Genomic DNA, 22598 nt, shown 5'->3' on the forward strand with positions numbered 1-22598 from the left:
CGCCTCAAAAAGCCCGGACCCCCCGCAGGGGGTCCGGGGCGGAAGCGCTTAGCGCTTCTCTATGCTCTCAAAGGACTCGGAACCCAAGGGGCTCGGCACCCAGCCGGAGATGTTCTTGCGCTTGGCCAGGAGGGGCTGGGAGTGGACGATGGGGATGCGGAGGGCCAGGTTGAAGGTGATCTCGTCCGCCTGCTGGTAGAGGCGCTTGCGCTCCACGAGGTTCGGCGTGGTGGCGGCCTTGGTGAGGATGTCGCCGAGCTCCTTCACGCAAAGGGGCTTGCCTGCGCTGTCGAAGAGGTCGGCGATGGGGCAGGCGAAGTGGGGATCGTAGAAGTTCTGCGGGTCGCCGTAGTCCCCGGTCCAGCCCAGCATGTAGGCCTGGAAGCCAGGGGCCTTCTTGCGGTCCGCCAGGTAGCTGGCCCAGTCCTTGGTCTGGAGCTTGACCCGGATGCCGATGGCGGAGAGGTCGGCGGCCATGGCCTCGGCGATCTCCTTGGGGGTGGGGAAGTAGGGCCGGGAGACGGGCATGTACCAAAGCTCCAGGACAAACCCGTTGGGGTACCCGGCCTCCGCCAGGAGCGCTTTGGCCTTCTGCGGGTTGAACTCGAAGTCCGTGACCTTCGGGGATTGGAAGGCCTTCATGGAGGGCGGGGTGAAGTGGCCGTCGGTGAGCCCCAGCTTGCCCCAGAAGGCCTGGACGATGGCCTTCTTGTTCACCGCCATGGCGATGGCCTGCCTGACCCGGGGATCGGAGAGGGGTTTGTGGGAGGGGTTCAGGGCCAGGTAGCCCACGTTGAAGGAGGGACGGAAGACGGCGTCCAGGTTGCGGTCCGCCTCGAGGTCCTTGAGGTTGGCGGGGGGGATGTCGGTGGTGAAGTCAATGGTGCCGGCCTTCAGGGCCGCCAGGCGGGCAGCGGGGTCCTTGATGACCCGGAAGACCACCCGGTCCACCTTGGGGAAGCCCTGCTTCCAGTAAGTGGGGTTCTTTTCCAGGACCACCTGCTCCCCGGGGCGCCACTCCACCAGGCGGAAGGGGCCCGTGCCCACGGCGCTTCCCGTGGGGGAGCCGTACTTGGCCCCATCCTTCTTGATGGCGGCGGGGCTTGCGATGCCGAAGTAGCCCGAGCCAATGGCGGCAGGGAAGGCGGGGAAGGGCTGGTTAAGGATGAAGCGGATGGTGTACTTGTCCACCACCTGGATATCCTTCAGGATGGAGCCCGGATCCCCCTTGAAGCCTCCGAAGAGCTCAGGCCAGATCTCGTACCGGGCAGCGGCGTCGATGCGGGTGGGGTTCTTGGGGTCCCACCAGCGCTCGATGTTGAACTTGACCGCCTCCGCATCCAGCTCGGTGCCGTCCTGGAACTTGACCCCCTGGCGCAGGCGGAAGGTCCAGACCTTGCCATCCGGGGAGCTGAACCAGCTGGTGGCCAGCCCAGCGGTCACCTCGGTGGAGCCGGGCTTAAAGTCCACCAGGGTGTCGTAGATCTGCCGCTGCACGTAGATGGAGATGCCGTCGGTGATGTTGCCGGGCTCGAGGCTCACCGGCTCCCCGTTGGAGCCGAAGACCAGGGTCTTTTGAGCAAGCCCCAGGCCCAGGGCGACCACAAGGCCGAGAAGGATTTTCCTCTCCATACCACTCCTTTCCGGGGTATTCCCCTTTGATCCGGACCAAGTATAAAGCGCTCCCATAAGGGAGCGCAAGCCTGGGTATAAGGCAAGGGACGCGGCCTAACCTTCCCCCAGGTAGGCCTTCTGCACCTCGGGGTTTTGCGCCAGGTCGCGGGCCGGGCCTTCCAGGGTGATCTCCCCCGTGGCCAAGACGTAGCCCCGGTGGGCGATCTGCAGGGCCAGGCGGGCGTTTTGCTCCACCAAGAGGATGGTCTTACCCTCCCGGTTCAGCTTTTGGATGGTTTCAAAGATGAAATCCACCAGCACCGGGGCCAAGCCCATGGAGGGCTCGTCCATGAGGAGGATCCTGGGGTTTTGCATCAGGGCCCGGCCGATGGCCAGCATCTGCTGCTCCCCGCCCGACAGGGTGCCCCCCTTCTGCGCCCGGCGCTCGTAGAGGCGGGGGAAGAGGGCAAACACCTCCTCCTTACGCTTCTGCACCACCTTGCGGTCGTTTTCCAGGTAGGCCCCGATCTCCAGGTTCTCCTCCACGGTGAGGCGGGGGAAGATCTTCCGCCCCTCGGGCACGTGGCCTACCCCTAGGGCCACGATCTGGTGGGCGGGGAGGCGGTGGATGGGTCTTCCCTGGAAGAGGACCTCCCCCTGTCGGGGCTTGACCAGGCCGCTGATGGTGCGCAAGGTGGTGCTCTTGCCCGCCCCGTTGGAGCCGATAAGGGTCACGATCTCCCCCTCCTCCACCCTCAGAGAGATGCCCTTGAGGGCGTGGATGTGGCCATAGTAGGTGTGGACGTCCCTAAGCTCCAGAAGGCTCATGCCGCACCTCCCGCAGCCCCCTTACCCAGGTAGGCCTCGATGACCCTGGGGTTGGTACGCACCTCTTCCGGGGTCCCCTCGGCGATCTTGGAGCCATACTCCAGCACGGCGATGCGGTCGGAGATGCGCATGACCAGGCGCATGTCGTGCTCGATAAGAACGATGGTGACCCCCAACTCCTCCCTGAGGCGCTGAATGAAGGCCTGGAGCTCCTCGGTTTCCCGGGGGTTCATGCCCGCCGCAGGCTCGTCCAGGAGGAGGAGCCTGGGCTTTAGGGCCAGGGCCCGGGCGATCTCCAGCTTTCGTTGCTCCCCATAGGGCAGGTTCTTGGCCAGCTCGTCCTTGCGGTGGAGGAGGCCCACGTACTCCAAAAGCCCCTTGGCCTCCTCCTCGGCCCTTTTTTCCTCCCTCCGGGCCAGGGGGGTGCGGAATACCGCATGGAAGTAGGGAACGTGGATGTGGATGTGCATGCCCACCAGGAGGTTTTCCAGCACGGTCATGGCCCCGAAGAGGCGGATGTTCTGGAAGGTGCGCCCTACCCCTTCCTTGGCGATCCGGTCCGGGGGTAGGCCGGTCACATCCTTCCCGAATAGGAGGATCCTTCCCTCATCGGGAGGGTAGATGCCGGTTAGGAGGTTGAAGAAGGTGGTCTTGCCCGCTCCGTTGGGGCCGATGACGGAGAAGATCTCCCCCTGGTTCACGCTGAGGCTCACGTCGTTCAGCGCCACCAGACCGCCGAAGCGCTTGGTGGCCTGGGTGACCTCGAGGGCCTTCATGCTTCCTCCATCTCTGCCCGGTGCCGCTTCTCAGGGATGAGGCCTTCCGGGCGGAAGATCATCATCAGCACCAGGATAAGGCCGAAGACCAGCCGCTCGTACTTGGCGGGATCCACCTGGTTGGGGATCTGGGGCAGGCTGGTGCGCACGAACTCGCTGAAGGTTTTGAGCACGTCCAGGTTGAGGATGGTGAGGGCCGCAGCGCCCAGGATGGCCCCGGGGATGGATCCCATCCCTCCCAGGATCACCATGCCCAGGATGGTGATGGAGGCCAAGAGGGTGAAGGACTCGGGGGATACGAAGGTGCGCTGGGCGGCGAAGATCACCCCCATTACCCCGGAGAAGGCGGCCCCGGTCATGAAGGCCAGGAGCTTGGTGGGCAGGAGGGGGATGCCCATGGAGCGGGCGGCCACCTCGTCCTCGCGGATGGCCACCCAGGCCCGGCCGAAGCGGGAGTTCGCCAGGTTCACGTTCACCAGCACCACCAGCCCGATCATGAGGAGGACCAGGAAGTAGAAGAAGAGCTGGTAATCGGTGGTCCGGTCCAGGTGCACCCCCAGGGTGGCCATCAGCTGCCGGAACCAGTCGATGGGGGGGCGTTGCACGGGGGTGATCCCCTGGGGACCATTGGTGAAGTTGATGGGGTGGTCCAGGTTGTTGGCCAGGATCCGCACCACCTCCCCCAGGCCCAGGGTGACGATGGCCAGGTAGTCCCCGCGAAGCCTAAGGGCGGGAAGGCCGATGACCAGACCGGTTAGGGCGGTGGTGACGATGGCGATCCCCATGAAGAGGTACATGTACTCGCCGGGGAGGGGGAAGTTGCCCTGCATGAAGTTCTTGGCCTGCTCGCTGCCGAAGATGGCCCAGGTGTAGGCCCCCACCGCGAAGAAGGCGGCGTAGCCCAGGTCCAGAAGCCCCGCCATCCCCACCACCACGTTGAGCCCCAGGGCCATGGCGGCATAGATGCCGATCTGGATGCCGAGCTCAAAGACGAAGGTGTTGGCGAAGCCCGCCAGGGGCACGGAAAGGAGGAGGATGGCCAGGGCCAGGAGTACGCGGATTCCCGTGGGGATGCGGGGCAGGGTGGTGAGGGCCACCAGGATCCCCACTAGGCCGATGAGGCCCAGGGTGTTCCCCGAGCGCATGAGGCCCACGGTGAAGGCCAGGGTGAGGAGGGCCAGGTTCAGGGTTCGCCAGTTCAGGGAAGGCCGCAGGAAGGCGGTAACCCCTAAGGCCGCCAGGCCGAAGAGGTGGCTTACCGGGCTTGGAGCCAGGAAGGCGAGGCCTAGGTAGGCCAGGCTGAGAAGGAAGGAGAGGGCGTTCATACTTTCTCCTTGACCACCTGTCCCAGAAGGCCTTGGGGCCTGACCAGAAGGATGAAGATCAGGATGAGGAAGGCCACCACGTCCTTATACTCGGTGCCGAAGTTGCCGTTTGTGAGGATGGGAAGGTAGGTGCCGAAGAAGTTTTCCAGCTGCCCCAGCACGAGCCCGCCCAGCATGGCCCCCGGGATGTTGCCGATACCCCCCAGCACCGCCGCGGTGAAGGCCTTGATGCCGGGCAGGAACCCCACGTAGGGGGTGATGGTGGTGTATTGCAGGGCGAAGAGCACCCCGGCCACACCCCCCAAGGATCCCCCGATGAGGAAGGTGCGGGAGATGATGCGGTCCGGGTCTATGCCCATGAGACTTGCGGTGTGGAGGTCCTGGGCCACGGCGCGGATGGCCACCCCCAGCTTGGTGCGGTTCACCAGGTAGGTGAGGCCCACCAGCATGAGGATGGAAACCCCCATGAGGATGAAGGACTTGGTCTGGGCGAAGATGGCCCCCCCGAAGAGGCTCACCGAGCCCTCGAGGTCCTCCACGGTACGCATGCGCAGGAAGAACTCGTTGTGCCAAAGGCCCTCAATGAAGCGCACCAGGTCCTGGAGGATGAAGGAAACCCCGATGGCGGTGATGAGGGGCACCAGGCGGTTGGTGGTGCCCCGGGCCCGCAAGGGGCGGTAGGCGAAGCGCTCCACCAGGATGGCGGTGATCCCCGCCACCACCCCACCCAGGATTAGGGCGAGAAGGAGAAGAAGGAAACCGCTTTCCACCTGGGGAGCCAGGTAGCGGAAGACCTCCACCCCCACCACCGCCCCGATCATGAAGATCTCGGAGTGGGCGAAGTTGATGAGCTCCAAGACGCCGTAGACCATGGTGTACCCCAGGGCCACCATGGCGTAGACGAAGCCCAGGATGAACCCGTCGAAGATCACCTGGGGCAGTAGGGCTAGGATTTGCTCCAGCAAGGTGCCTCCTTTCTCCGGGCCAAGGGGGTGGCCTAAAGGCCACCCCCTTGGGTTGGAATCCCAGTTTACTTGGCTCCTGGAGCGGCCATCTCGATGACGCGGATCAGCTTGTTGTCGGCCCAGTTGCCGGTGGAGGCCACCTGCATGACGAAGTACTTGGCCTTCTTGTTGTCGCCCTTGTCGTCAAACTCGATGGTGCCGGTCAGGCCTTCCATCTTCACCTGGCGCACCGCCTGAGCCACCTGCTCCCGGGTGGGCTTCTTGCCCCCCGCGGCCTTGATGGCGGCCTCGAGGGCGGCCAGGATCACGTTGGCGGAGTCGTAGGCGTAGATGCCGAAGCCCTCCATGTCCTTGCCGTACTTCTGCTTGAAGCGCTGGGCCACGGCCTTGGCCTTGGGGAAGGCGGAAACCGGGCCGGCCACCGTGGTGTAGAAGGTGCCAGCGGCGTTCTCCTTACCCGCCAGGCGGACGAACTCGCTGGAGTCCAACCCGTCCCCACCCATGAGCCGGGTCTTGACCCCCCGCTCGCGAAGCTGCTTCACAAAGGGGCCGATCTGGCTGTAGATGCCCCCGAAGTAGACGAGCTCGGGCACGGGCCGGGCCGCCCGGATCTGGTTGATAATGGGCACGAAGTTGGAGGTTTCCTCGGTGCCCACGAAGGCCACCGCCTTGCCGCCCAGAGCCTCGAGGCGCTTCTTGAACTCCTCCGCCAGGCCCTGGCCGTAGGCGGTTTTGTCGTGGATGATAAAGACGTTCTTCACCTTCAGGTTGTTGAAGGCGTACTCCGCCCCCACAGGCCCCTGGACGTCGTCGCGCCCGCAGATGCGGTTCACGTTGGGGAGCTTGCGGTCGGTGACCCGGGGGTTGGTGTTGGCGGGGGAAACCATGACCAGGTTCACCCGGGCGTAAACCTCGCTGGAGGGGATGGCCACGCCGGAGTTCAAGTGGCCCACCACGCCCAGGATGTCGGGGTCGTTGATGATGCGGTTGGCGTTGGCCACGCCCACGTCGGGGTTGGCCTGGTCATCGTAGGGCACCAGGACCAGGTCAAAGCCCAGGGCCTTGAACTTGGCCTTGGCCTCCTCGATGGCCAGCTCCGCCCCCAGCTTGATCTGCTCCCCCAAGGCCGCCTGGGGGCCGGAGAGGGGGGACTGGGTGGCGATCTTGATGACGTTGGCCTGGCCTAGGGCCATGCCCAGGGCGGCTACACCTGCTACCAAAAAGCCGATTTTCCTCATATACACCTCCTTAAGAGCACGCGCTCGCGTTGCGGCCCCATTCTAAGGGGGGGGTACCGGTTCTTGTCAATGCCCCCGCGTAAGTTTATGCCTGACCAATGGGTCAGCCCCTCCTCCTTTAGGAGGAGGGACCCGATACCCGCCCTCAGTACGTGGCCAGGTACTGGTCCAGTTCCCACTGGTGGACCGTGACCCGGTAGTCGTCCCACTCCATCTGCTTGGCCTGGAGGAAGTGGGTATACACGTGTTCGCCGAGGGCCTCGCGGATCACCGGGTCCTTGCGCAGGGCCTCGAGCGCCTCCCTAAGCGTGCCCGGAAGCTCGCGGATCTTGTGCTTACGCCGTTCCCGCACGCTCATGTGGTAGATGTTTCGCTGGATGGGGGGCGGGGGGAGGAGCTTGCGCTCGATCCCGTCGATGGCCGCCGCGGCCATGACCGCCAGGGCCAGGTAGGGGTTGGAGGAGGGGTCGGGCATCCTGAGCTCGGCCCGGGTGCCCACGCCCCGTCGGGCGGGCACGCGGATCATGGCCGAGCGATTGGCCGCCGACCAGGCGATGTTGGTGGGGGCCTCGTACCCAGGGGTGAGGCGCTTGTAGGAGTTCACCAGAGGGTTGGTGATGGCCACCATACCCTCGGCGTGCTCCAGAAGGCCAGCGATGAAGTGGAGGGCGGTCTTGGAAAGCTGGTACTCGGCCTTGGGGTCGAAGAAGGCGTTCTCCCCGTTCTTGAAGAGGGAGAGGTGGGTGTGCATGCCGCTGCCGTTGATGCCCCGGATGGGCTTGGGGAGGAAGGTGGCGTGAAGGCCGTGGTTCAGGGCCACCTTCTTCACCACCCACTTGAAGGTGGCGATGTTATCGGCGGTGGTGAGGGCATCCGCATACTTGAAGTCGATCTCGTGCTGGCCCGGGGCCACCTCGTGGTGGGAGGCCTCGATCTCAAAACCCATGGCCACCAGGACGTTCACCATGTCCCGCCGGGCTTCCTCGCCCTTGTCGATGGGGGCTAGGTCGAAGTAGCCCGCCCGGTCGTGGGTTTCCACGGTGGGAAGGCCCTCGGGGGTCCTGAGGAAGAGGAAGAACTCCGGCTCGGGGCCCGCATACATGTTGTCAAAGCCCAGCTTCTTAAGCCGCTCCACCTGGCGCTTCAACACGTACCGCGGGTCCCCCTCGAAGGGACGGCCATCGGGGTAGGTCACATCGCAGATGAGCCGGGCCACCCGGCCACGGGCGGGGTCTTCCAGGCCATCGGGGAGGATGACGAAGGTGTTGTAGTCAGGCTTGAGGAGCATGTCGGACTCCTCGATGCGGGTGAAGCCCTCGATGGAGGAGCCGTCGAACATGATCTCCCCGTCCAGGGCCTTCTCAAACTGGGACTCGGGGACCTCCACGTTCTTCACCACGCCCAGGATGTCGATGATCTGGAGCCTGAGGAACTTGACCTTCTCCGCCTTGAGCGCCTTAAGGATTTCCGCCTTGGTGTACGCCATTTTTGACCCCCTTGACCTGCTGAGGCCGGGCATTCACCCCTTTTCCCCAGCAGATTGCGCAAAGTGTACAGCAAATATATGCACACTGTCAAGCCTTATCCCATCACCTATCAAGGAAGGTCTGGCCTGGTGGTCCTTGACCCTAAGCTGACCTGGCCTTGAGTAGACTGAAGCCTGGAGGTCGGGTATGTATAAGCGGCGCGAGGTATTGAAGGCAGGAGCGGCTTTAGGTTTGGCGGGCCTGGGCTTGGGGCGGGCCCAGGGGGGGTTTACCCTCACCCTGGTGCACACCAACGACACCCATGCCCACCTGGAGCCCATGGAGCTCACCCTTTCCGGCAAGAAGGTGAGGGTGGGGGGTGTGGCCCAGCGGATCGCCTTTTTTGACCGGCTTAGGGCCAGCCGGAAAAACCTCCTCTTCCTGGACGCCGGGGATGTTTTCCAGGGTACCCTGTACTTCAACCAGTACCGGGGCCTGGCGGACCGGTATTTCATGCACCGGGCCCTTTACCGGGTCATGGCCCTGGGCAACCACGAGTTCGACCTGGGGCCGGGTCCTTTGGCGGAGTTTTTGAAGGGGGCCCGGTTTAAGGTGGTGTCCGCCAACGTGGGGGTGGAGCGGGAGCCCAGGCTCAAGGGGCTCTTTACCCCCTATGCCGTGGTGCCGGTGGGCGGGGAAAAGGTGGGGGTGATCGGCCTCACCACCCCGGACACCCGGGAGATCGCCAACCCGGGGCCCACCGTGGACTTCCTGGATCCCTATGAAACCGCCCAGAAGGCGGTGTACGAGCTGCTGAAAAAGGGGGTGAACAAGATCGTGGTCCTCTCCCACCTGGGCTACGGCGAGGACCTGAAGCTGGCCAGGAGGCTCGTGGGCGTGCAGGTGATCGTGGGCGGCCACTCCCACACCCTTTTGGGGAGCTTCCCCCACAAGGAGCTCGCCCCGGCGGGACCCTACCCCACGGTGGTGAAGAACCCGGAGGGCAAGGACGTACTGGTGGTACAGGCCTGGGAGTGGGGGAAGGTGGTGGGCCTCTTGGAGGTCACCTTTGACGCCAAGGGGGAGCTCCTTGCCTACAAGGGCGAGCCCCTCCTCATGACCCCCGAGGTTTCCCCCGAGGACTTCTTCGCCAAGGAGGCCCTTCTGGCCTACGCCCAACCGGTCATGGCCCTGATGGGCCAGGTGATCGCCCAGGCCAAGGTGGACCTCATCGGCGAAAGGGCCATCGTGCGCAAGCGGGAGAGCAACCTGGGCAACCTCATCGCCGACGGTATGGTCTGGAAGACCCGGAATGCCGGGGTGCAGATCGCCCTGCAAAACGGCGGGGGGATCCGCACCACCATCCCCAAGGGACCCATCACCGTGGGCAAGGTCTACGAGGTCCTGCCCTTCGGCAACACCTTGGTGGTGATGGACCTAAAGGGCAGGGAGATCAAGGCGGCCCTGGAGAACGGGGTTTCCCAGTGGGAGCAGGGTGCGGGCCGCTTCCTCCAGGTTTCCGGCCTGCGCTACGCCTTTGACCTTTCCCGGCCAGCAGGGGACCGGGTGGTGCGGGTGGAGGTGAAGACGGAGAAGGGCTTTGTGCCCCTGGACCTCGAGGCCACCTACCGGGTGGTGGTGAACAACTTCATCGCCAACGGGGGCGACGGCTTCACCGTGCTCAAGGAGGCCCAAGGCTTTAGGGTGGACACCGGCTTCAGCGATGCGGAAAGCTTCATGGACTACCTCAAGGAGCTCAAGGAGGTGGAGGTGGGCCTCGAGGGGCGGATAGAAATCCTCAACGAACCCAAAGGGGAAAAACCCGCCTACTGGGCCTACCGGGTTCCCGAGCGGGTGGGGGTTTAGGCCAGAGGAGAAGGCCCCGGGGACCGGTCCCCGGGGCCCTTCTTGCGGAAGGCCTATTCGGCGGTGACCAGGGTGCGCACGGGATCCCCCACCCGAACTAGACCGCCTTCCAGCACCCGGGCGTAAAGACCCCGGCCCCCATAGAGGAGCTTGGGAAGCCTCAGGTCAAACTGGGAGAGGCTGGAGCAGACCGTGCACACCTGGGCGAGTTCCAAAAGAGCTTCCCCCACCCGGAGCCGGGTTCCCGGGGGCAGGTCATGGGGATCCAGGTCCAGGAGAAGGTTTTCCCCCAGGGTCCCGAAGGGGAGGTCGATGCCCGCTTCCCTGGCCTTCTCGTAGGCGGGAAGCCCCGCCACCAGGACGGCCCGGTCGGGGTCCTTACCCGCATGCCGGTCCCCTTTGGCCCCGAAGCCCGCCAGCAGTTCCAAGACCTCCACCCGGGGCTTGGGGAGCCCCGAGCCCAGCCCCAGGTGGAGGGAAACAACCCGGTTCATTGCTTGCGCGTCTGGGGGGTGTAATGGGCCTGGAGGTAGGCCAGGATCTTTTCCGCGGCATCCGGCGGAATGAACTTTTCGGCACCGAAGGTCTTCATCATCTTGTCCATGGTGGGCTTCCAGTTGGCCAACGGGGGTTGCATGGTGATGTAGGTCACGCTGTGGCAGATGGAGCAGTAGCCCATGACCAGTTCCTTCCCCTCGCCGTCAGCCAGCTCAGCCGTGTACATGGGAAGGGGCCCGATCTTTATGGTCGAGCCCTCGCCTGCGGCCACAGGAGCGGGTTGCAGAATGGTTCCAAGGGGGCCCTGGGTCCACTGGCCAATCACCGCCCCCGGGACCTCAGCCACCACCAAGCCTACAGCCATAAGAAGGGCCACCAGAATCAGGATCCTTTTCATCCGCCGCCTCCTATTTGGCCGCCAGGACCACCACTTCCTGGCGCTCGATCTTGTTCCACATGTAACCGCCGGGGTTCCACACGGGGGTATCGGGCTGGATATTGCCCTTTTCGTCCGTGGCCCGCACCGCAATCACGTACGTCCCGGGCGCGCTGGGCCGCCAGGTGAACTCGAAGGTGCGGAAGGAGTACTTGCCGTAGTCCGGCCCGAGAAGCGCGGGACGCCAGGTCTTGCCGTCATCGGTGGAAACCTCCACCTTGACCACCTTTCCATGGCCGCTGAAGGCGATGCCCCGCACCTTCACCGGCATCCCCACCACCAGGGGGCTTGAGCCGTCAGGGTCGATGATGAAGGAGCGGACCGGCATGTTCACCTTGCCGATGGGAACCATCTTGACCTTGCCAGCGGCCACGTCCTCCGGGGTGGTGGAGCCGTTGGGGGTGTCGGGAACCTTGTAGGCGGGGGTCATCCAGAAGTTCTTGTCCTCCTCGGTGAGGGCCCGGATCCAGGTGACGTGTTTCAGCCAGTAGGTGGCGAACTTGCCGGGTACCACCAGGCGCACGGGGAAGCCGTTGAGCATGGGCAGGGGTTCCCCGTTCATGGCATAGGCCAGGATGGTTTCCTCCAGCACGGGATCGCCCCAGTCCAGGGACTTCATGAAGCGGCCCGAGCCCAGGTTCTCTGGCCCCTTGCCCCGGTCCAGGCCTTCAAACTGGATCTGGACGGTGCCCGGCTTAACCCCAGCGGCCTCCAGAAGGTCCATGAGGCGCACCCCCGTCCAAAGGGCATTGCCCATGGCCCCGTTGCCCCACTGGCCCCCGGCTACCCGGGGCTGGAAGCGGCTACGGGAGTTGCCTGAGCACTGGTTGACGGCGGCGATGGAAACGGGTTTGAACTTGGTGATGAGGTCCTCGAGGCTGAACTCCAGCTGCCGTGCGAAGTTGCCTTCCAGCTTCAGGCGCCACTTGGACAGATCGATCTCGTTGGGGAGCTCGTCCAGGTGGTAGCGCACGTAGAAGGCCTCGTTGGGGGTGAAAACCGTGCGGAAATAGTGCCTGGGGGTCTCCAGCTGGACGGGGCGGTCGGTGAGGCGCAGGAGGGGAAGCTTCTGCGGGTAGACCACAAAGGGGTTAACCCCGTTCCAGTAGGGGTTGGGGCCGGGCCCGGTGAAGGAAGGCAGGGGCGTTTCCGCCTGGGCCGAGGTCTGGGCCAGGCTGGGGCGAAGGGTCGCCAGGGCCCCCCCAGCTCCCAGCAACTTGAGCAATAACCGACGGTTGATGGATTTTTCCATATGGCCCTCCCTTGTGAGGACAGAGACAAAGCGTGGGGATGAGCAAGAGACGTTTGTCCCTAGTCCTCGTGGCTTCAATACTAGAGGGCAAACCTTACCCGTGTCAAGTTAGGGTAGGCTCTGGTTTAGTCCCATGCTAAGGGGTGTATGCGAGAGCGCTTATCCAGGGGTATGCCGGGGTTATGATGAGTCCCATGCTCAAGGGTGAAGGCCCGGGTCCCCTTCCCCCTCTCCTGCAGCAGTACGTGGAGCTCAGGGACCGCTACCCGGACTACCTCCTCCTCTTCCAGGTGGGGGACTTCTACGAGTGCTTCGGGGAGGATGCGGAAAGGCTGGCCCGGGTTTTGGGATTGGTGCTTACCCACAAGTCCAGCAAGGATTTCACCACCCCCATGGCGGGGATTCCCATCCGGGCCTTTGACGCCTATGCGGAAAGGCTTTTAAAAATGGGTTTCCGGCTGGCGGTGGCGGACCAGGTGGAGCCCGCGGAAGAGGCCGAGGGCCTGGTGCGGCGGGAGGTGACCCAGCTCCTCACCCCCGGCACTCTGGTGCAGGAGGCCCTTCTTTCCAAGGAGGCCAACTACCTGGCGGCCATCGCCACGGGAGATGGTTTCGGGGTGGCCTTTCTGGACGTGTCCACCGGGGAGTTCAAGGGTACCCTGCTTAAGAGCAAGAGCGCTTTGTACGACGAGCTATTCCGCCACCGGCCCGCCGAGGTGCTCCTGGCCCCGGAGCTCAGGGAAAACCGGGAGTTTATGGTGGAGTTCCAGCAGCGCTTTCCGGTTATGCTTTCGGAGGCTCCCTTTGAACCAATGGGGGAAGGGCCCTTGGCCCTGCGCCGGGTCCAGGGGGCGCTCCTTTGGTATGCCCGCTGGACCCAAGGGGAGGGGTTTTGCCCCAGGCCCTTCCGCCCCTACGACCCCGGGGCCTTCATGCACCTGCCCGAGGCCACCTTGAGGGCCCTCGAGGTCTTCGAGCCCATCCGGGGCCAGGACACCCTCTTCGGCGTTCTGGACGAAACCCGCACGGCTTTTGGTCGCAGGTTGTTGCAAAGCTGGCTGCGCCATCCCTTGCTGGAGGCGGGTCCTTTGGAGGCCCGGCTGGACCGGGTGGAGCGCTTTGTGAGGGAAGGGGCCCTGCGGGAAGGGGTCAGGCGGCTCCTCTTCCGCCTGGCGGACCTGGAAAGGCTGGCCACCCGGCTGGAGATGGGGCGGGCATCCCCGCGAGACCTGGGCTCCTTGCGCCGGAGCCTGGAGATCCTGCCCGAGCTCCGGGCCCTCTTGGGGGAGGAGGTGGTCCTTCCCGACCTGGGTTCCCTCCTGGAGGAGTTGAGGGCGGCCTTGGAGGAGGAACTCCCCCTCAAGCTCTCCGAGGGAGGGCTGATCCGCCAGGGCTATGATCCCCATCTGGATGTCCTGCGGCAGGCCCACCGGGAGGGGGTGGCCTACTTCCTGGAGCTGGAGGAGCGGGAGAAGGCCAGAACCGGCATCCCCACCCTGAAGGTGGGCTATAACGCTGTTTTCGGCTACTACCTGGAGGTGACCCGACCCTACTACGAAAGGGTTCCCTCGGAGTACAGGGCCATCCAGACCCTGAAGGACCGGCAGCGCTACACCCTGCCGGAGATCAAGGAGAGGGAAAGGGAGCTCTACCGCCTCGAGGCCCAGATCCGCCGCCGGGAGGAGGAGGTCTTCCTGGAGCTCAGGGAAAAGGCCAGGAAGGAGGCGGAGGCCCTCAGGGAGGCGGCCAGGGTCCTGGCGGAGCTGGACGTCTATGCCGCCTTGGCGGAGGTGGCGGTGCGCTATGGCTACGTAAGGCCCCGTTTTGGCGATAGGCTTCACATCCGCGGGGGGCGCCACCCGGTGGTGGAGCGGCGCACCAGCTTCGTCCCCAACGACCTGGAGATGGCCCACGAGCTCGTCTTGGTCACCGGGCCCAACATGGCGGGGAAGAGCACCTACCTGCGTCAGACGGCCCTCATCGCCCTTCTGGCCCAGATTGGAAGCTTTGTGCCCGCGGAGGAGGCTGTCCTTCCCCTCTTCGACCGGATCCTTACCCGGATCGGGGCCTCCGATGACCTGGCAGGGGGGCGGAGCACCTTCATGGTGGAGATGGAGGAGGTGGCCCTGATCCTCAAGGAGGCCACGGAGAAGAGCCTGGTCCTTCTGGACGAGGTGGGCCGCGGGACGAGCTCCTTGGACGGGGTGGCCATAGCCACCGCCGTGGCCGAGGCCCTTCATGAGAGGCGGTGCTACACCCTTTTCGCCACCCACTACTTTGAGCTGACCGCCCTGCCCCTGCCTCGACTGAAAAACCTGCACGTGGCCGCCAAGGAGGAGGAAGGAGGGCTGACCTTCTACCACCAGGTGCTGCCTGGCCCGGCCTCCAAGAGCTACGGGGTGGAGGTGGCCAGGATGGCCGGGCTTCCCAAGGAGGTGGTGGAACGGGCCAAGGCCCTCCTCCAGGTCCTCACCGCCCGCAGGGAGGGGGTGGCGGAGGCAGTACTGGAGAAGCTCATCTCCCTGGATCCCAACACCCTGACCCCCCTCGAGGCCCTCCGCCTCCTGCATGAGCTCAAGGCCTTGGCCCTGGGGGCTCCCCTGGATACCATAAAGGGGTGATCCGCCCGCTTCCTGAGGAGCTCCGGGGGCTCCTGGCCCGGGGCGAGGTGGTCTTTTCCCTGAAGGACGCGGTGCGGGAGCTTTTGGAAAACGCCCTGGACGCGGGGGCCAAGAGGGTACGGGTGGAGCTTTACGGCGGGGGACGGGAGAGGATCGTGGTGGAGGACGATGGCCAGGGAATTCCCTTGGCCGAGCTTCCCTTGGCGGTGGAACCCTTCGCCACCAGCAAGCTTCTGGACCCCGGGAGGATCACCACCCTGGGCTTTCGCGGCCAGGCCCTTTACGCCCTAAGGCAGGCCGCCCTCCTCAGGATCCGCTCCCGGCCTCGCTTTCAGGTGGGCGGGGGGCTTCTTCTGGCCCGGGGGGAGCGGGTGGAGGTTAGGGAGGTGCCCGCCCCCCCGGGGACCCGGGTGGAGGTGGTGGGGTGGGAAGGGGAAGGCTCGGAGCGGGAGGTGGCGGAGCTTTTAAGGCGCTACCTCCTCCATTATCCCTGGCTTTCCCTGGCCTTTTTCGCAGAGGGGGAGGCCCGGCTCCTCTTCCCGGGTGCGGGGCTTAAGGAAGCAGCCCGGCTGGCCTTTGGCCGGGTCCTGACGGAAAGGCTCTTGCCCGTGGAGCGGGAGGGCGGGGGCATGCGCCTTCAGGGCTTGCTTTCCGGACCCCAGGCTTCCCGCACCCGGCCCGACCTTCTCTTCCTGGCCATAAATGGCCGTCCCGTGGCCTGGCCAGAGGGTTTGCTGAAAACCGTGCGCCGGGCCTACCGGGAGCTTCTTCCCGAGGGGCATTTTCCCGTGGGCGTCCTGAACCTCACCCTGCCCCTCGAGGCCTTCCGCCTGCGGCTGGATGCCAGGAAGGAGGAGGTGGCGGTCTTGGAGGGGGTGGAGGCCTTTGTGGAGGAAGGTCTGAGGGAGGCCTTCCAAAGGCATAACCTGGCCCGTAGCCTCCCTGAACCCAGGCCCCTCATGCCCTTAAGCCCGCCCACCCCTTCAGGGCTTCCCCCTTTGCGGTACCTGGGGCAGTTCCGGGGCAGCTACCTTCTGGCGGAGGCGGGGGATACCCTCTACGTGGTGGACCAGCACGCCGCCAACGAGCGGGTCCTCTACGAGGAGTTTCAAAGGCGCCTTAAGGAGGAGGGGTTAAAGGAGCTTCCCTATCCAGTTCTGGTGGAGCTTTCCCCTGCGGAGGAGGTCCTTCTGCCGGAAAGGCAGGAGGCCTTGGCCTCCCTCTTTGCCCTCGAGGCCTTTGGCCCAGGCAGGGTCAGGCTCCTGGCGGCCCCTTCCTTCCTCCATCCCTATCCCCTCCTCCTTCCGGAGATCTTCCGCGAGGCCCTGAGGGGAGAGGGGAAAAGCCTCACGGAGCTTCTGGCCCGCCTGGCCTGCCTGCCGGCGGTGAAGGCAGGGCACCCCCTGTCCCGGGCCGAGGGCCAGGCCCTTCTGGACGCCCTCCTCCAGTGCCAAACCCCCTGGGTCTGCCCTCACGGCCGGCCCACCCTGCTGGCCCTTAAGGAGGAGGACCTCATCCGGCGCTTTGGCCGCCGCTCTGGGGCGAGGGCAGGAGGAGAATCCCGTCCTCGTCAGCCAGAAGAAGGTCTCCCGGAAGAACCCTGGCCCAGGGGAGGTTAAGGGGTACGTCCACCTCTCCCAGGCCCTCCTTGGCGCTTTTCCTGGGAGTGGCCGCCAGGGCCAGGATGCCGATGGGCACTTCCTTGAGCTCCTCGGTATCCCGCACGGCTCCGTGGATCACCACCCCAGCCCAGCCCCGCTCCCAGGCCAGCTGGGCCAGGTTGCCCCCCAAAAGGGCGGTCTTCAGGGAGCCTCCCCCGTCCACCACCAGCACCTGGCCTCGCCCTTCCTCCTCCAACACCCTTCGCACCAGGGCGTTGTCCTGGAAGACCTTCAGGGTGCGCACCCGCCCTTGGAAGCGGGTCTTGCCGCCGAAGCTCCTGAAGACCATGGGCAGGGTTTCCGCCTCGGGATGGGCGTCCGATAGGTCGGTGGTCCGCCAGTCCATGGGGATATAGTAGCGCCTATGGAAGAGGCGCGGCTCCTCATCACCTGCCCGGACCGGCCCGGGATCGTGGCCGCGGTTTCAGGGTTTCTGTACGCCCATGGGGCCAACATCACCGATTTGCAGCAGTATTCCACCGATCCCGAAGGGGGAACCTTTTTCATGCGCCTGGCCTTCACCACCCCCCACCTGGACCTTTCCCGCCCTGCCCTGGAAAGGGCCTTCCAGGACGTGGTGGCAAGCCGCTTCCATATGGAGTGGCGCCTGGCCTATGCCTCGGAAAGAAAGCGGGTGGCCATTTTAGTCTCCAAGCCGGCCCACGCCCTTTTGGAACTCCTCTGGCGCTACCGGGTGGGGGAGCTTTCCATGGACCTCCGGATGGTGATCTCCAACCACCCCCACCACCAGGAGGAGGTGGAGCGCTTCGGTATCCCCTACCACCACGTGCCGGTGGAGAAGGGAAGGAAAGAGGAGGCGGAGGAAAGGATCCTGGCCCTTCTGGAGGAGGAGAGGGTGGAGCTGGTGGTTCTGGCCCGCTACATGCAGATCCTATCCCCTGGTTTCGTGGCTCGCTACCCCATGCGCATCATCAACATCCACCATTCCTTCCTGCCGGCCTTTGCCGGGGCCGACCCCTACCGCCAGGCCCACGAGCGGGGGGTGAAGCTCATCGGGGCCACCGCCCATTACGTCACCGAGGAGCTGGACCAGGGGCCCATCATCGAGCAGGACGTGGTGCGGGTATCCCACCGCCACACGGTGGCGGAGATGCGGCGGCTTGGGCAGGAGCTGGAGCGCACGGTCCTGGCCCGGGCGGTACGCTGGCACCTCGAGGACCGCATCCTCGTCCACGGCAACAAGACCGTGGTCTTCGTCTAATCGGTGCCTAACCAGGAAAGCGTAAGGTAAGTTCGGGAGGTGGTGTATGAACCTAGCCCGTTCCTTTGTGGGTTTTCTGGTGCTTTCCCTGATGGCGGGGGCTGTGCTCTGGTGGGGGTTGAGCAACGGCCAGACCCAGCGCTCCCAGCCTGCTCCCGCACCTGCCGAGGCAGGGCTTTTGGAGTACGAGCGCAACACCGTGGAGATCGTGGAGAAGTACGGGGACGGGGTGGTCTACGTGGGGGTGGTGACCCGTCCTCAAAATGTCCAGCTTCCCCCCGGATTTGAGTTTTTTGCTCCATTTTTGCAAATGCCCCCGCAGGAGGGCACGGGCTCGGGCTTCGTGATCGACAAGGAGGGGTACATCCTCACCAACTACCACGTGGTGGAGGGAGCCAGCCGCATCACCGTGAAGTTCCACAGCGACCCCAAGGAGTACCAGGCCCGCCTGGTGGGGGCGGCCCCGCCTTTGGATCTGGCCCTCCTCAAGGTGGAGGCGCCCAAGGAAAAGCTGGTGCCCCTGGTCCTGGGGGATTCCGACCGCATTAGGGTGGGGCAGAAGGCCATCGCCATGGGGAACCCCTTCGGGCTGGAGTTCACCGTGACCCAGGGGATCGTCTCCGCCATCCGGGAAAACCCCGGGGCCATCGGGGACGAATCGGGTCTGGTGCCCCAGGTGATCCAGACGGATGCCGCCATCAACCCTGGCAACTCCGGCGGACCCCTCCTCAACTCCCGCGGGGAGGTGATCGGCATCAACACCGCCATCTTCACCCCCACGGGCCAGTTCGGGGCCGCCCAGTTCGCCGGGGTGGGGTTTGCCCTGCCCATCAACCTGGTGAAGCAGTACCTGCCCGAGCTGAAAGTGGGGAAGACCCTGACCGCGGAGGAGATCGTCAGGAGCCGTCCCCGGCTTGGCGTGTCCCTCATCCCCCTTTCCATTTACCCGGAGAGGCTTCGCCAGCAGTACGGGCTTCCTGCCTCCGGCCTCATGGTGCAGGAGGTGGAGAGGAATAGCCCCGCTGCCCGGGCGGGCTTAAGGGCTCCAAGCCGCTTTGCCTACATCCAGCTTCCCACGGGCGAGGCCTTGCAGGTGGGGGTGGATGGGGATGTGCTCCTCAAGGCCGACGGGGTGCCTCTTTCCTCCATCGCCCAGCTCCGCCAGGTGCTCTACGGCAAGAAGCCAGGGGAGGCCGTGAGCCTCGAGGTCTGGCGCCAGGGCCGCACCCTTACCCTGAAGGTAGTCCCCCAGATCCTCCGTTAAGGGGGCCAGAGGAGGCGGAGGCGAAGGCACCCCTTTTCCACGCGGAACCAGGTGCTTCCCAGCTTTAAGGCCAGGCCCACCTCGGAGCAGTAGTCTAGGGTTTTCCGCTTCTCCCTGGCCAGCGCCTGGTTCCAGGGGTATTCGCCTGCGGTGTAATAGGCTTCCGTTTCCGGGTCGGTGAAGGCCCGGAAGCCCTGGAAGGCCCAGGGCAGGTGGAACTCCAAGAGGACGGGCTTCCCCGTCACCGAGTTGACGAACTCCACCCGTCCCTGTTCCCAGGCGCTCAGAAAGAGGTACCACGTTTTCTGTCCGTCCTCCACCACCACCACCCGGACCAGGCCGAGAAGGACCAGGGTCAGCCAAAAGGCCCAGCTCCTAGGGAGCTGGGCCAGCTTGGTGCGGAAAATGGCGGGCTTCACCGGCCTACTTCAGGGCCCCGGCTTCCCGGAAGTAGCGCAAGGCCCCCTCGTGGTAGGGGATGGTGCCGCCCACGAAGCGCACGGCGTTCTCCAGGGTGGTGTCCTTGGCGGCGGCCACCGCCTGGCGCAGGGTGGCCAGGTTCTCAAAGGTGGCCTTGGTGAGGGCATAGGCGGCCTCCTCCGGCAGGCTTTGCGGGCAGACGAAGAGGTTCCAGAAGGTGAGGGTGGGGGTGTCGCTCCGGGCCCCGTAGACCGCCTTGGGGATCACCCCAGGGCCGGCGAGGCCGGGGAAGCGCTTCTGGAAGGTCTGCACCACGGTGCTCTTGGGATCCAAGGGCACCAGGTGGATCCTCTGCCCTTTCCGGGCCAGGGCGGCGGAAAGCTCGGTGATGGCCCCGGTGGGGAGGCCTCCCGACCAGAAGAAGGCATCGATGTTGCCCTCGGCCAGGGCGTTGGCGCTTTCCTGGGCCCCCAGGCGCTCCTGCTTGGCGAAGTCCTTGGGGGAGATCCCGGCGGCCTGCAGGACCAGCAGGGCCTCCACCTCCGTGCCCGAACCCGGGGCCCCGGTGGACACCCGCTTCCCCTTCAGATCCTGCACCACCCGGATGCCCGTTCCCTCCCGGGTGACGATGTGCAGGAAGTTGGGGTACATGGCGAAGAGGATGCGCACACTTTTGGCGGGTTTGTCCTTAAAGCGGTCGTGCTGGCCGGTGTAGGCCAAATAGGCGGAATCGGGCAACACGGTGCCGCAGTAGTAGGTGCCCCCGCCTGTGCGGTTTTCCAAGAGGAGCAGGTTGTCAATGGAAGCCGCGGTCTGGATGGCCTGGGCCTCGGCTACCCCGGCTTTGCTCCAGATCTCCGCCAGGGTGGTGCCGTAGTAGAAGTACACCCCCCCCACACCCCCGGTGGCGATCACCACCTTGGGCTTCTGGGCAAGACCCAAACCCGCCAAGGCCAAGAGGATCAACAGGGCTCTCTTCATAGCCTTACCTCCTTTCCTTCGGCCTTACCCTAAGGCTTCCCGCGCGCTCCCGTCAACCCTTTGCGGAAGAAGGGAAGCCCGAGCAGGAAGGCTGCTAGGTTCAGGGGTCCGTAGGGCGCGAAGAGGAAAACCGCCAGGATACCCAAAGCCCAGGCCTCCCAGCGCGCCAGGGGCCTGCGGGTATACCCTGCGGCGGAGGCCGAAAGGTAAACGATGCCGATGGCCACGGAGAAGAAGCGCTCCAGGATCATGCCCCAGGCCGCGCCGGGAGGGGAGTTCTCCAACACGGGCACGATGAGGAGGGCGGTGCCCGAGTAGGAGAGCAGGAAGAAGAAGCCCACCAGGTATTTGGCGAGGGCCACCCGGGCGGCATAGACCCCGGTGACCAGGGGGTTGGTGCCGAAGACGCTGGCTGAGGCGTAGGCGGAAAGGGCCACGGGCGGGGTTACGTCGGCCAGGACCGCGTAGTAGAAGAGGAACATGTGGGTGGCGAGGATGGCGGCGGAATCGGGGATGCCGTTTTGCTTGGCCAGGGCGATAATGGCAGGGGCGGTGAGGGCCGAGGTGAGCACGTAAGTGGCGGTGGGGGGCACCCCCATGCCCAGGATCAGGCTGAAGATGGCGGTGATGAGGGTGGCGAGGAGGAGGCTTTCCCCCGATACCTGCTGGAGAAGCTGGCTGAACTTCGAAGGAAGGCCGCTGATCACCATCATGGCGAAGATGAGGTTGGCGGCGGTCACGGCTGTGCCGATGGGGAGCAGGGTGCGGAAGCCCTCGGAAAGCCCCTGGAAGATGGGAGCCAGGTTCTTAGGCCTCAGGGTGGGGTCCAGATAAGTGAGGAGGATGAAGAAGAGGAGGGCCAGGCTGGCGGCGGTGCGCACCTCGTAGCCCATGTAGAGCATGGCGACGATGAGGAGGATGGGCAAAAACAGGGTGCTGTAGCGGAGGATATAGGCCCTCCGGCTCATGCCCAGCTCCGCTCCCACGGGGGGCAGGCCCGCCTTGCGGGAGTAGAACTCGTTGAAGGCTAAAACGGCGGTCAGGTAAAGCAAGGCCGGCCCCAGGGCCATGATGATCACCTTCAGGTAGGGGATCTGGAGGATCTCCACCATGATGAAGGCAATGGAGCCCATGACCGGGGGGGTGATGAGGGCGATGGTGCCTGCGGTGGCCACCAGGCCCGCGGCTACCAGGCGATCGTAGTTGGCCCTCTCGTAAAGGGGCTTGGTGAGGGCGGCCACAAACTGGGTGTCCGCGGCCCCGGAGCCGGAGAACATCCCCATGAACACGCTGGCCAGGCCGGTAACCCGTCCAGGGGTGGCGGGGTGCTTACCTACCAGGGCCAGGGCCAGGTTGGCCACCACCTTTCCCAGGCCCAAGGCCCCGATCATGCCGGAAAGCAAGGTGAAGTAGACCAGGTACTTGGCGGAGACCCCGGTGATGAGCCCGTAGATGCCGGCCTCGGTTTCGTTGAAGGTTTTGCCCAGAAGGAGGTCTATCCCCTGGCGGCTTCCCCTGAAGGCCCCGGGGAAGAGATCGGCATAGAGGTTGTAGCTGAAGAAGAAGAGGACCAGCACCGGCATTACCGGCCCCAGAAGGCGGTAGACCAGGCCCAGGACCAGCATGATGAGCCCGAAGGACATGGCCATGTCCCAAGGCTCGGGAAGCACCGCCCGGTAGACCAGCTCCTCAAAGAAGCGGAGCTGGTAGAGGGTGGGGAAGAGGGCCAGGAGAGCCGCCAGGAGGTCGGCAGGCGGTTTTAAGCGCGGGAAGATGGCGGGCAGGGCCGCCACCGCCCAGTACAGGAGGCCCACCGCCTTGGCCTCCCACGGCAGGGTTACCCCGGGCACGCTGGGAAAGAGGAAGTTGTAGAGGGGGATCAAGGTGAAGGCGAAGTACACCCAGGCCCCTAGGGTACGCTTCCTGGGGAGGTAGAAGGAAACCAGATACCCCCCCAGGAGGAGAAAGAGGACGTGGGTGCTTCGCTGAAGCTGGACGATGTCCAGGATGGGGATCTCGGCCTTGGCCAAGGGGGTGAAGGGATGAAGGACCAGATACAGACTGTAAAGAGCTCCCAGGATCAGGATCCAGTGGGTCAGCCGGGCCAGAGGGGTGGATGGAGTCTTGGGATGTTCTAGCTCCATGGCTTCCTCCAAAAAAGCCCG

Annotated in this window: 19 protein-coding genes; 5 read left to right on the forward strand and 14 right to left on the reverse strand. The window is 64.9% G+C overall.

Annotation, left to right across the window (positions count from 1 at the left end; all coding sequences use genetic code 11):
* Positions 1 to 48 precede the first annotated feature (48 nt).
* From AC27GT_RS10130 to glnA, 7 genes are all read right to left on the reverse strand, one after another.
* Positions 49 to 1632 carry an ABC transporter substrate-binding protein gene (locus AC27GT_RS10130; protein WP_219760418.1) on the reverse strand — a complete coding sequence of 528 codons (1584 nt, stop codon included), beginning with the start codon at positions 1630 to 1632 and terminating at the stop codon, positions 49 to 51.
* Between the two features lie 96 nt (positions 1633 to 1728).
* Positions 1729 to 2442, reverse strand: coding sequence for an ABC transporter ATP-binding protein (locus tag AC27GT_RS10135; RefSeq protein ID WP_219760417.1), 714 nt, complete (start codon positions 2440 to 2442; stop codon positions 1729 to 1731).
* The gene (locus AC27GT_RS10140; protein WP_219760416.1) at positions 2439 to 3218 is read right to left on the reverse strand and encodes an ABC transporter ATP-binding protein; all 780 of its coding nucleotides are present in this window, start codon (positions 3216 to 3218) and stop codon (positions 2439 to 2441) included. Before AC27GT_RS10140 ends, AC27GT_RS10135 begins: the two co-directional genes overlap by 4 nt.
* A complete protein-coding gene (locus AC27GT_RS10145) occupies positions 3215 to 4543 on the reverse strand; it encodes a branched-chain amino acid ABC transporter permease (protein WP_219760415.1) in 1329 nt (442 codons plus the stop codon). Before AC27GT_RS10145 ends, AC27GT_RS10140 begins: the two co-directional genes overlap by 4 nt.
* Complete coding sequence (locus tag AC27GT_RS10150) at positions 4540 to 5508, reverse strand: branched-chain amino acid ABC transporter permease (RefSeq protein ID WP_219760414.1); 969 nt, start codon at positions 5506 to 5508, stop codon at positions 4540 to 4542. The genes AC27GT_RS10145 and AC27GT_RS10150 overlap by 4 nt, the downstream gene beginning before the upstream one ends.
* 65 nt (positions 5509 to 5573) lie before the next feature.
* Entirely contained in the window at positions 5574 to 6746 is a 1173-nt protein-coding gene (locus tag AC27GT_RS10155; RefSeq protein WP_219760413.1) for a branched-chain amino acid ABC transporter substrate-binding protein, read from the reverse strand.
* A gap of 145 nt (positions 6747 to 6891) precedes the next feature.
* Complete coding sequence (gene glnA / locus AC27GT_RS10160) at positions 6892 to 8232, reverse strand: type I glutamate--ammonia ligase (RefSeq protein WP_219760412.1); 1341 nt, start codon at positions 8230 to 8232, stop codon at positions 6892 to 6894.
* Between the two features lie 187 nt (positions 8233 to 8419).
* Here glnA and AC27GT_RS10165 point away from each other — a divergent pair, with 187 nt between their 5' ends.
* Entirely contained in the window at positions 8420 to 10078 is a 1659-nt protein-coding gene (locus AC27GT_RS10165; protein ID WP_219760408.1) for a bifunctional metallophosphatase/5'-nucleotidase, read from the forward strand.
* A gap of 53 nt (positions 10079 to 10131) precedes the next feature.
* Here AC27GT_RS10165 and AC27GT_RS10170 read toward each other — a convergent pair whose 3' ends face one another.
* The 3 genes from AC27GT_RS10170 to AC27GT_RS10180 are packed head-to-tail and all read right to left on the reverse strand — an operon-like array spanning position 10132 to position 12264.
* On the reverse strand, positions 10132 to 10572 hold the full coding sequence (locus AC27GT_RS10170; protein ID WP_219760407.1) for an MOSC domain-containing protein: 441 nt from the start codon (positions 10570 to 10572) through the stop codon (positions 10132 to 10134).
* Positions 10569 to 10973 carry a sulfide dehydrogenase gene (locus AC27GT_RS10175; protein ID WP_219760406.1) on the reverse strand — a complete coding sequence of 135 codons (405 nt, stop codon included), beginning with the start codon at positions 10971 to 10973 and terminating at the stop codon, positions 10569 to 10571. The genes AC27GT_RS10170 and AC27GT_RS10175 overlap by 4 nt, the downstream gene beginning before the upstream one ends.
* Before the next feature lie 10 nt (positions 10974 to 10983).
* Positions 10984 to 12264, reverse strand: a complete 1281-nt coding sequence (locus AC27GT_RS10180; protein WP_219760405.1) for a molybdopterin-dependent oxidoreductase — start codon at positions 12262 to 12264, stop codon at positions 10984 to 10986.
* A 185-nt stretch (positions 12265 to 12449) separates the two neighbouring features.
* Here AC27GT_RS10180 and mutS point away from each other — a divergent pair, with 185 nt between their 5' ends.
* Both mutS and AC27GT_RS10190 read left to right on the forward strand, forming a co-directional pair.
* Positions 12450 to 14885 carry a DNA mismatch repair protein MutS gene (gene mutS / locus AC27GT_RS10185; protein ID WP_219760411.1) on the forward strand — a complete coding sequence of 812 codons (2436 nt, stop codon included), beginning with the start codon at positions 12450 to 12452 and terminating at the stop codon, positions 14883 to 14885.
* Positions 14882 to 16504, forward strand: coding sequence for an ATP-binding protein (locus tag AC27GT_RS10190; protein WP_219760404.1), 1623 nt, complete (start codon positions 14882 to 14884; stop codon positions 16502 to 16504). The genes mutS and AC27GT_RS10190 overlap by 4 nt, the downstream gene beginning before the upstream one ends.
* Here AC27GT_RS10190 and rraA read toward each other — a convergent pair.
* Positions 16398 to 16892, reverse strand: coding sequence for a ribonuclease E activity regulator RraA (gene rraA, locus AC27GT_RS10195; protein ID WP_219760403.1), 495 nt, complete (start codon positions 16890 to 16892; stop codon positions 16398 to 16400). The two genes, AC27GT_RS10190 and rraA, sit on opposite strands and share 107 nt — an antisense overlap.
* An 18-nt stretch (positions 16893 to 16910) precedes the next feature.
* Here rraA and purU point away from each other — a divergent pair, with 18 nt between their 5' ends.
* Together purU and AC27GT_RS10205 are read left to right on the forward strand one after the other, a co-directional pair.
* A complete protein-coding gene (gene purU / locus AC27GT_RS10200; protein ID WP_219760402.1) occupies positions 16911 to 17768 on the forward strand; it encodes a formyltetrahydrofolate deformylase in 858 nt (285 codons plus the stop codon).
* A 46-nt stretch (positions 17769 to 17814) separates the two neighbouring features.
* Positions 17815 to 19032 (forward strand): S1C family serine protease, encoded by a 1218-nt coding sequence (locus AC27GT_RS10205; RefSeq protein WP_219760401.1) that lies wholly within the window; start codon positions 17815 to 17817, stop codon positions 19030 to 19032.
* On the opposite strand, the gene AC27GT_RS10210 is transcribed toward AC27GT_RS10205, so the two are convergent.
* The 3 genes from AC27GT_RS10210 to AC27GT_RS10220 are packed head-to-tail and all read right to left on the reverse strand — an operon-like array spanning position 19029 to position 22577.
* A complete protein-coding gene (locus AC27GT_RS10210) occupies positions 19029 to 19451 on the reverse strand; it encodes a hypothetical protein (protein WP_343231620.1) in 423 nt (140 codons plus the stop codon). The genes AC27GT_RS10205 and AC27GT_RS10210 overlap by 4 nt on opposite strands.
* Before the next feature lie 4 nt (positions 19452 to 19455).
* A complete protein-coding gene (locus AC27GT_RS10215) occupies positions 19456 to 20433 on the reverse strand; it encodes a TAXI family TRAP transporter solute-binding subunit (protein ID WP_487224110.1) in 978 nt (325 codons plus the stop codon).
* A gap of 29 nt (positions 20434 to 20462) precedes the next feature.
* Complete coding sequence (locus AC27GT_RS10220) at positions 20463 to 22577, reverse strand: TRAP transporter permease (protein WP_219760399.1); 2115 nt, start codon at positions 22575 to 22577, stop codon at positions 20463 to 20465.
* Positions 22578 to 22598: the final 21 nt, after the last annotated feature.

The sequence above is a fragment of the Thermus sp. KWY1 genome (assembly GCF_057547025.1).

Excerpts from the sequence above, each read along its gene's own strand:
- AC27GT_RS10130 (WP_219760418.1), bottom strand. The coding sequence starts at position 1,632 with ATGGAGAGGAAAATCCTTCTCGGCCTTGTGGTCGCCCTGGGCCTGGGG.
- AC27GT_RS10135 (WP_219760417.1), bottom strand. The coding sequence starts at position 2,442 with ATGAGCCTTCTGGAGCTTAGGGACGTCCACACCTACTATGGCCACATC.
- AC27GT_RS10140 (WP_219760416.1), bottom strand. The coding sequence starts at position 3,218 with ATGAAGGCCCTCGAGGTCACCCAGGCCACCAAGCGCTTCGGCGGTCTG.
- AC27GT_RS10145 (WP_219760415.1), bottom strand. The coding sequence starts at position 4,543 with ATGAACGCCCTCTCCTTCCTTCTCAGCCTGGCCTACCTAGGCCTCGCC.
- AC27GT_RS10155 (WP_219760413.1), bottom strand. The coding sequence starts at position 6,746 with ATGAGGAAAATCGGCTTTTTGGTAGCAGGTGTAGCCGCCCTGGGCATG.
- glnA (WP_219760412.1), bottom strand. The coding sequence starts at position 8,232 with ATGGCGTACACCAAGGCGGAAATCCTTAAGGCGCTCAAGGCGGAGAAG.
- AC27GT_RS10165 (WP_219760408.1), top strand. The coding sequence starts at position 8,420 with ATGTATAAGCGGCGCGAGGTATTGAAGGCAGGAGCGGCTTTAGGTTTG.
- AC27GT_RS10170 (WP_219760407.1), bottom strand. The coding sequence starts at position 10,572 with ATGAACCGGGTTGTTTCCCTCCACCTGGGGCTGGGCTCGGGGCTCCCC.
- AC27GT_RS10175 (WP_219760406.1), bottom strand. The coding sequence starts at position 10,973 with ATGAAAAGGATCCTGATTCTGGTGGCCCTTCTTATGGCTGTAGGCTTG.
- AC27GT_RS10180 (WP_219760405.1), bottom strand. The coding sequence starts at position 12,264 with ATGGAAAAATCCATCAACCGTCGGTTATTGCTCAAGTTGCTGGGAGCT.
- mutS (WP_219760411.1), top strand. The coding sequence starts at position 12,450 with ATGAGTCCCATGCTCAAGGGTGAAGGCCCGGGTCCCCTTCCCCCTCTC.
- rraA (WP_219760403.1), bottom strand. The coding sequence starts at position 16,892 with ATGGACTGGCGGACCACCGACCTATCGGACGCCCATCCCGAGGCGGAA.
- purU (WP_219760402.1), top strand. The coding sequence starts at position 16,911 with ATGGAAGAGGCGCGGCTCCTCATCACCTGCCCGGACCGGCCCGGGATC.
- AC27GT_RS10205 (WP_219760401.1), top strand. The coding sequence starts at position 17,815 with ATGAACCTAGCCCGTTCCTTTGTGGGTTTTCTGGTGCTTTCCCTGATG.
- AC27GT_RS10215 (WP_487224110.1), bottom strand. The coding sequence starts at position 20,433 with ATGAAGAGAGCCCTGTTGATCCTCTTGGCCTTGGCGGGTTTGGGTCTT.
- AC27GT_RS10220 (WP_219760399.1), bottom strand. The coding sequence starts at position 22,577 with ATGGAGCTAGAACATCCCAAGACTCCATCCACCCCTCTGGCCCGGCTG.